We start from the raw sequence: 5,954 nt of genomic DNA on the forward strand, positions 1-5,954 counted from the left end.
AGTTAGAATTATCTATCCCGCTATCGCGATGTTTTTATTAACCTCTTTTTTAGTTTTTAAACTAGGGTTAACACGCTTTGCGGCAATTAAACGCGGTGAAGTTAGTATGAAGTACTATCGTTCATACAATGAAGGGCAGGAGCCGCAAAGGCTCCATATTCTCACTCGCCATATTCATAACCACTTTGAGGTACCACCCTTATTTTATGTTGGGGTTATACTCACTTATATCACGGATAGCGTTGGTCTTGTGTCAGTTGTCGCTGCTTGGTTGTATGTGGCTTTGCGGCTAGTACATTCTTTTGTCCACTTGGGTAACAACAATGTCAGCCTAAGGTTTGCGAGCTTTGCTGCGAGTATGATGGCTTTAGCAGTGTTGTGGCTCGCCATGTTGTTTGCGTTGGTATAGTACTCGTAAGCACTTGTTTATCTGTCACATCGCAGTAACTTGAAGCGTTGTTTTCCCTCAAGAATCTCTGACTCTGGCCAGATCGCATTTGCCTTTTGCTCAAATGCTGCGTTCTGTGCCAGAATTTGAAGTTCTTCACTTATGGCTTTATCACTTCGTGTAATAAAAGCGTTTTCTGTCGGTACACTCGCTTCAAATGTATTGATCAATTCGCAGTTCTCGTCATTGGCAAAGATGATGTGCTTGGCTCCAGGGTTTAGTTCAATAAATGAGCAGCCAGAGAGCGCTGTACCGAGTATGAGTGCAGTAAACTTTGAAGACCGTTTGACTGAGGGGTAGCTATATTTAAGCAGCATCGTTATCGTCCTTTATTGTGACTAACGCATAGCTGACTGAAGGCATTTCCTTGCATCCATTTATACGTTTTTGGTTGAGTTTCATTCTTCTTCAGGGATAATGCATGTCAGAAAATTGCTGTGCAGTTCGGACGATTAGTTTAATCCCTTGTCACAAACTATATAGCAGCGATATAAGCTTGTTTTCTATCGGTAATTTTTTCATGAGTTTACAGTATAAGATAGTGCCGGTAACGGCTTTTGAGCAGAACTGCTCAATTTTGTGGTGCGATCAGAGTAAAAAAGCGGCAGTTGTCGACCCTGGTGGTGATTTACCCAAAATTTTGGCTGAGCTTGAATCTTTAGGCCTTCAGCTTGATAAGGTAATTTTGACACATGCGCATATTGATCATGCCGGTGCAACGGCGGATTTAGCTGAGCAGAGTGGGGTGCCTGTCGTTGGCCCTCATAAAGAAGATAAGTTTTGGATTGATATGCTGCCTCAGCAGAGCCAGATGTTTGGTTTTCCTGCTGCCAAGATCTTTACGCCTGACCAGTGGCTGGAACAGGGCGATACGGTTGAAGTGGGGAGCGAGATTCTCGAAGTGCTACATTGTCCTGGTCATACGCCAGGCCATGTCGTTTTTTACCATCGAGGTAGTGATTTATTGGTCGTTGGTGACGTTCTTTTTCAAGGCTCAATCGGGCGTACGGATTTCCCTAAGGGCGACTTCGACACGCTTGCGAAGTCGATTCGATCTAAGCTTTGGGCATTGGCGGATGAAACGAAATTCATTCCGGGTCATGGCCCGATGTCGACCATAGGGCATGAAAAAGCCAACAACCCCTTTGTTGGTGGTTACGGCTAGTAAGGTATACAGATAATATTTAAGCGCTCGATACCAGCGTTGACACAGTAAAAAATCAGATAGGCATAACGTTAATGACACAAATGGTAAGAACACGAATCGCACCATCCCCAACGGGTGACCCTCATGTTGGTACAGCATATATTGCATTGTTTAATATGTGTTTCGCCAAGCAACACGGAGGTAAGTTTATCCTTCGAATTGAAGATACTGACCAAGCGAGAAGCACGCCAGAATCGGAACGTGATATTTTATCTTCAATGAAGTGGTTAGGGCTTGATTGGGACGAAGGTCCAGATGTAGGTGGTGATTATGGGCCTTATCGCCAGAGTGAGCGAAAAGACGACTATCGTGCCTATGCCGAGCAGTTGGTCGAACAGGGTAATGCCTTTTATTGTTTTCGTACACCAGAAGAGCTTGATGCGATTCGTGAAGAGCGAAAAGCGGCGGGTTTAAACCCTGGGATTAAAGGTGACCTTGAGTTATCTAGTGACGAAGTCAAAGAACGTTTAGCTCGTGGCGATGCGCATGTTATTCGTATGAAAGTTCCGGACGAAGGTGTTTGCGAAATTGACGATATGTTACGTGGCAAGATAGAGATTGACTGGTCTCAGGTCGATTCTCAAATTCTGCTTAAGTCAGACGGTATGCCTACTTATCACCTGGCGAATGTAGTTGATGACCATTTGATGGCGATCACGCATGTTATCCGTGGTGAAGAGTGGATTAACTCGGCACCTAAGCACCAGTTGTTGTATAAGTATTTTGGCTGGGATATGCCTGTGCTATGTCACATGCCATTATTACGAAACCCGGATAAGAGCAAGCTAAGCAAGCGTAAGAACCCAACCAGTATTAATTATTATGAGCGTGCTGGTTTTTTACCCGAGTCAGTCATTAACTATTTGGGGCGAATGGGTTGGTCTATGCCTGATGAGCGTGAGAAATTTACACTACAGGAAATGATTGAGAACTTCGATATTAAACGTGTTTCGCTTGGTGGACCGATTTTCGACGTCGAAAAGCTAAGCTGGTTGAATGGCGTGTGGATTCGTGAAAATCTAAGTGCTGACGAATTTATGGCGCGCGCTCAAGCTTGGGCATTCAACGAGGCAAACCTTAAACCTTTGGTTGAGCATGTACAGGGGCGTGTATCGACCTTTGCTGACATCGCACCATTAAGCACCTTTATGTTTTCAGGTATGCTGGAATTACAGGCTGCAGATTTTGCGCATAAAAAACTAGAAGAAGGGCAAGTTAAACGCGTGTTGCAGTTTGCTTTGTGGCAATTGGAATCATTACGTGATTGGAACAAAGATAATATCTTTGCCGAGATTAAGGCTTTGTCCAAGGTGATGGAGTTTAAGATAGGTGATTGCATGCAGCCAATCTTTATCGCTATTGCTGGTACACCAAACTCTTGGTCAGTAGTCGATTCTATGGCGCTTTTAGGGCCAGATATGAGTCGTGCCAGGCTGCGTCATGCTGTTAGCATATTGGGTGGCTTTTCCAAGAAAGAAACCAAGCGAGTAGAGAAGGAATATCAATCGCTTAGCGCAGAAATCAAAAAGTTAAAAGAAGTGTAAAAATAGTCTTGACTCGGGGGGGAGACTTCAATAATATACGCCCCCGTTGAATGATGCACAGCACACCAGTGCGGGGCCATAGCTCAGCTGGGAGAGCGCGACGCTGGCAGCGTTGAGGTCTGCGGTTCGATCCCGCATGGCTCCACCAAATCATTCAGGACAGTTTACTGTCCCCTTCGTCTAGAGGCCTAGGACACCGCCCTTTCACGGCGGTAACAGGGGTTCGACTCCCCTAGGGGACGCCATATAAAAAACCTCGATATCAATTTGATATCGAGGTTTTTTTTCGCCTGTAGAAAGTTGAGTATAGCCATTGTTACTTTCTCTCAGTCTTTTTCGGGCTATTTACTTGTCTACTGTAGTTGTTCTATGTGTTTTTCTCTGCCGATACTCAGTTAAATTTGTTTTTTAGAGGCTCATAAAGGAGGGGGATTAGCAGATCAAATCTGCCTGATGGATTTTTGACGTTTACTGGGTGTTAGTAGGTATTATGTTTGACGAAATCCGTACTCGAGACTTTTAAGTGAAATATGTTTGTGTATAAGGTATTGAATATAATAAGAAAATAAAAAGTAATCAAAGTTATTTATGAAGTTGGCATGCTAATCGCTTAATGTGAATCAACTAAATAAAAATGTACTTCAAAGAGAAGTACAAATACAAAAAATTGATTAATTAGCAGATTAAATTGACGGGTGATAAATATGTTCGCAACTAACAACGAAGTACAAATGGTGGAAAAGACTGAAACATCAAATGTTGTAAATATCCGTAGCGCACGTAAAGCACAAGAAAAAGCACAGCAAGAGTTATTAGATTATATGATNTGGACAATGAAGCACGATATGGATCCACACCGGTTGCATGATGACCCAATCGAAGTGTTTCGTGAGGAAATGAAAGCAAAAATGAAATCAGCGCAAGACGTAGCCTAAGCTGCTAGCTGTAGTTACGGAGTATAAATAGAAGCGCAGTCAACGCGACAATATAATAAACTGATTTGGCCTGAGTTGGTTTATCTATAAAAGGGAAGCATAGAGCTTCCCTTTTTTTGTGTCTTAGCTTCATAATATATCGATGACAGAAGATCTATTTGAAACTAGTGCTCACGCTTACCCCGAAGCAATTGATATTGGCTTAGATGGTGGGGCCTTAAGTTATTACCGTCACTTTTATTCTCGCAGTGAAGCTGACAGCTTATTTAAGTCTTTGCTTTGCGATATCGAATGGCAGCAAGAGTATATTCAAATGTATGGTGTCGAGCGCCCAATACCGCGGCTCAGTGCATGGTATGGTGATCCTAACATCTCTTACAGCTATTCTGGGATCGCTGCAAAGCCGAAAAACTGGACGCCCTTATTGCAAAATATAAAGATCTTGGTAGAGCAGCGTACGGGTGAAATATTCAATGGTGTCTTGGTCAACCGCTACCGTAATGGTCAAGACAGCGTATCCTGGCATAGTGATGACGAATCAAGCTTAGGCCCTGACCCGATTATCGCTTCACTTAGCTTTGGTCAAAGTCGCTACTTCCAGCTAAAACACAAAAGGAAAGAGGGAGAAAAATATCAGCTGGAGCTTGAGCACGGTTCTTTATTGCTAATGAAATCCGGCGTGCAAAAGAATTGGTTACACCAGGCGCCAAAAACTCGACGCGAGGTTGCAGAGCGAATTAATCTAACTTTCCGACGAATTATGTAAGGGGCGTGTCTTTATTTGGAAACAGCAATAGAGCCTTTTCCGACGCCTTCGTAGGCATTGACGCGATAATGGTTGGCGGGCTTCATTTCTTTACAGCGTAGGGCGACATGTTGAGCAATTAACTCAACAGTTGAGTCGCTATCAATTAAGTAGACACGTTTGGCAGGGAGCGTAACACTAAACTTACCTTGTTGTGCTCTATAGGCAAACGTTACGTGCGCTTTACCGTCAATATCAAACTCCTCGACAATATCTTCTTGCGTACCTATATAAATATTTCGGAAGCAAGCCGCCCAATAGTCTTCTAAGTCGAAATTTCGTTGGTGGTTTTCAAATATCTCAATTTTTGAACGGTGACCGTGAACGATTCTCTGGCAGTTGCCGTCATGTTTTTTGAGGCCGTGGCTATAGTGGTAATAAGCACCGTCAATGTGCTCCTCACTAAGAGAAAGTTCGACCTTACTGACATTGTCAGGAAGGGCATTAAGAATTATTGTTTCGAGATAAGCTGCAACGGTTTTAGTATTGATGGTTTTTACATCAAGTACTAGCACCGCTGATTCCGGGGATATGTGTTGATAAGACCCCATGACGTTTTTCCAATTTAGCTCACACACACCTTTATCTTGTTTTACTTCAAGGTTTTTGGCTTGTGCTGATATCACAAAGCGGTGATCGAGTTCTTCATCGATTATTTGCTTAATCTGCTTTTTTACATGACCGAAGTCAAAGACCATTCCCTGATCATCCAGCTCACCACTAAGCACTATGTCCACGATCCAGCTTTCACCGAGTATCCCGCGTTGAAAGTCATAGTAAGAGAAATCGATAACACTGAGGTTGTTAACAAACAGCTGGTTCATAAGTTTTCCTGAATGAAAGCAGGGGAGTCCCGACCTATCGTGTAATGATATCAAAGGATAGGTAGGGATTCCCCGACATTTTACAGTTTTTTTCCTTTTCTTGGTTTTTTGTAACATATTGAATACTTAACTTGTTAAATCAGGTGTTTAGATTAGCCTTAATAGACACTAGTTAACTAAAGTTCCTATTA

Annotated in this window: 6 protein-coding genes and 2 tRNA genes; 6 read left to right on the forward strand and 2 right to left on the reverse strand. The window is 42.9% G+C overall.

Annotated features, from left to right (window positions below):
• Positions 1-409, forward strand: a 409-nt coding sequence (locus A3756_RS15515) for an MAPEG family protein (RefSeq protein ID WP_068553834.1), incomplete at its 5' end; no start/stop codon positions are given.
• Between the two features lie 17 nt (positions 410-426).
• On the opposite strand, the gene A3756_RS15520 is transcribed toward A3756_RS15515, so the two are convergent.
• Positions 427-765 (reverse strand): hypothetical protein, encoded by a 339-nt coding sequence (locus A3756_RS15520; RefSeq protein WP_068507198.1) that lies wholly within the window; start codon positions 763-765, stop codon positions 427-429.
• Between the two features lie 203 nt (positions 766-968).
• On the opposite strand from A3756_RS15520, the gene A3756_RS15525 reads away from it, so the two are divergent.
• The 5 genes from A3756_RS15525 (at position 969) to A3756_RS15550 (ending at position 4,900) form a co-directional block, all read left to right on the forward strand.
• Positions 969-1,613, forward strand: coding sequence for an MBL fold metallo-hydrolase (locus A3756_RS15525; protein ID WP_068510655.1), 645 nt, complete (start codon positions 969-971; stop codon positions 1,611-1,613).
• 74 nt (positions 1,614-1,687) lie between these two features.
• On the forward strand, positions 1,688-3,199 hold the full coding sequence (gene gltX / locus A3756_RS15530) for a glutamate--tRNA ligase (RefSeq protein ID WP_068510577.1): 1,512 nt from the start codon (positions 1,688-1,690) through the stop codon (positions 3,197-3,199).
• Positions 3,200-3,271: 72 nt separating this feature from the next.
• Positions 3,272-3,347: transfer RNA gene (locus A3756_RS15535), tRNA-Ala, on the forward strand.
• A 21-nt stretch (positions 3,348-3,368) separates the two neighbouring features.
• Positions 3,369-3,444, forward strand: a tRNA-Glu gene (locus tag A3756_RS15540).
• Between the two features lie 832 nt (positions 3,445-4,276).
• Complete coding sequence (locus A3756_RS15550) at positions 4,277-4,900, forward strand: alpha-ketoglutarate-dependent dioxygenase AlkB (RefSeq protein WP_068510570.1); 624 nt, start codon at positions 4,277-4,279, stop codon at positions 4,898-4,900.
• 11 nt (positions 4,901-4,911) lie between these two features.
• Here the strand turns inward: A3756_RS15550 and A3756_RS15555 are convergent, their stop codons facing one another.
• A complete protein-coding gene (locus A3756_RS15555; RefSeq protein WP_068510568.1) occupies positions 4,912-5,763 on the reverse strand; it encodes a 6-carboxytetrahydropterin synthase in 852 nt (283 codons plus the stop codon).
• Between the last annotated feature and the right edge of the window lie 191 nt (positions 5,764-5,954).

Source organism: Oleiphilus sp. HI0086, assembly GCF_001635225.1.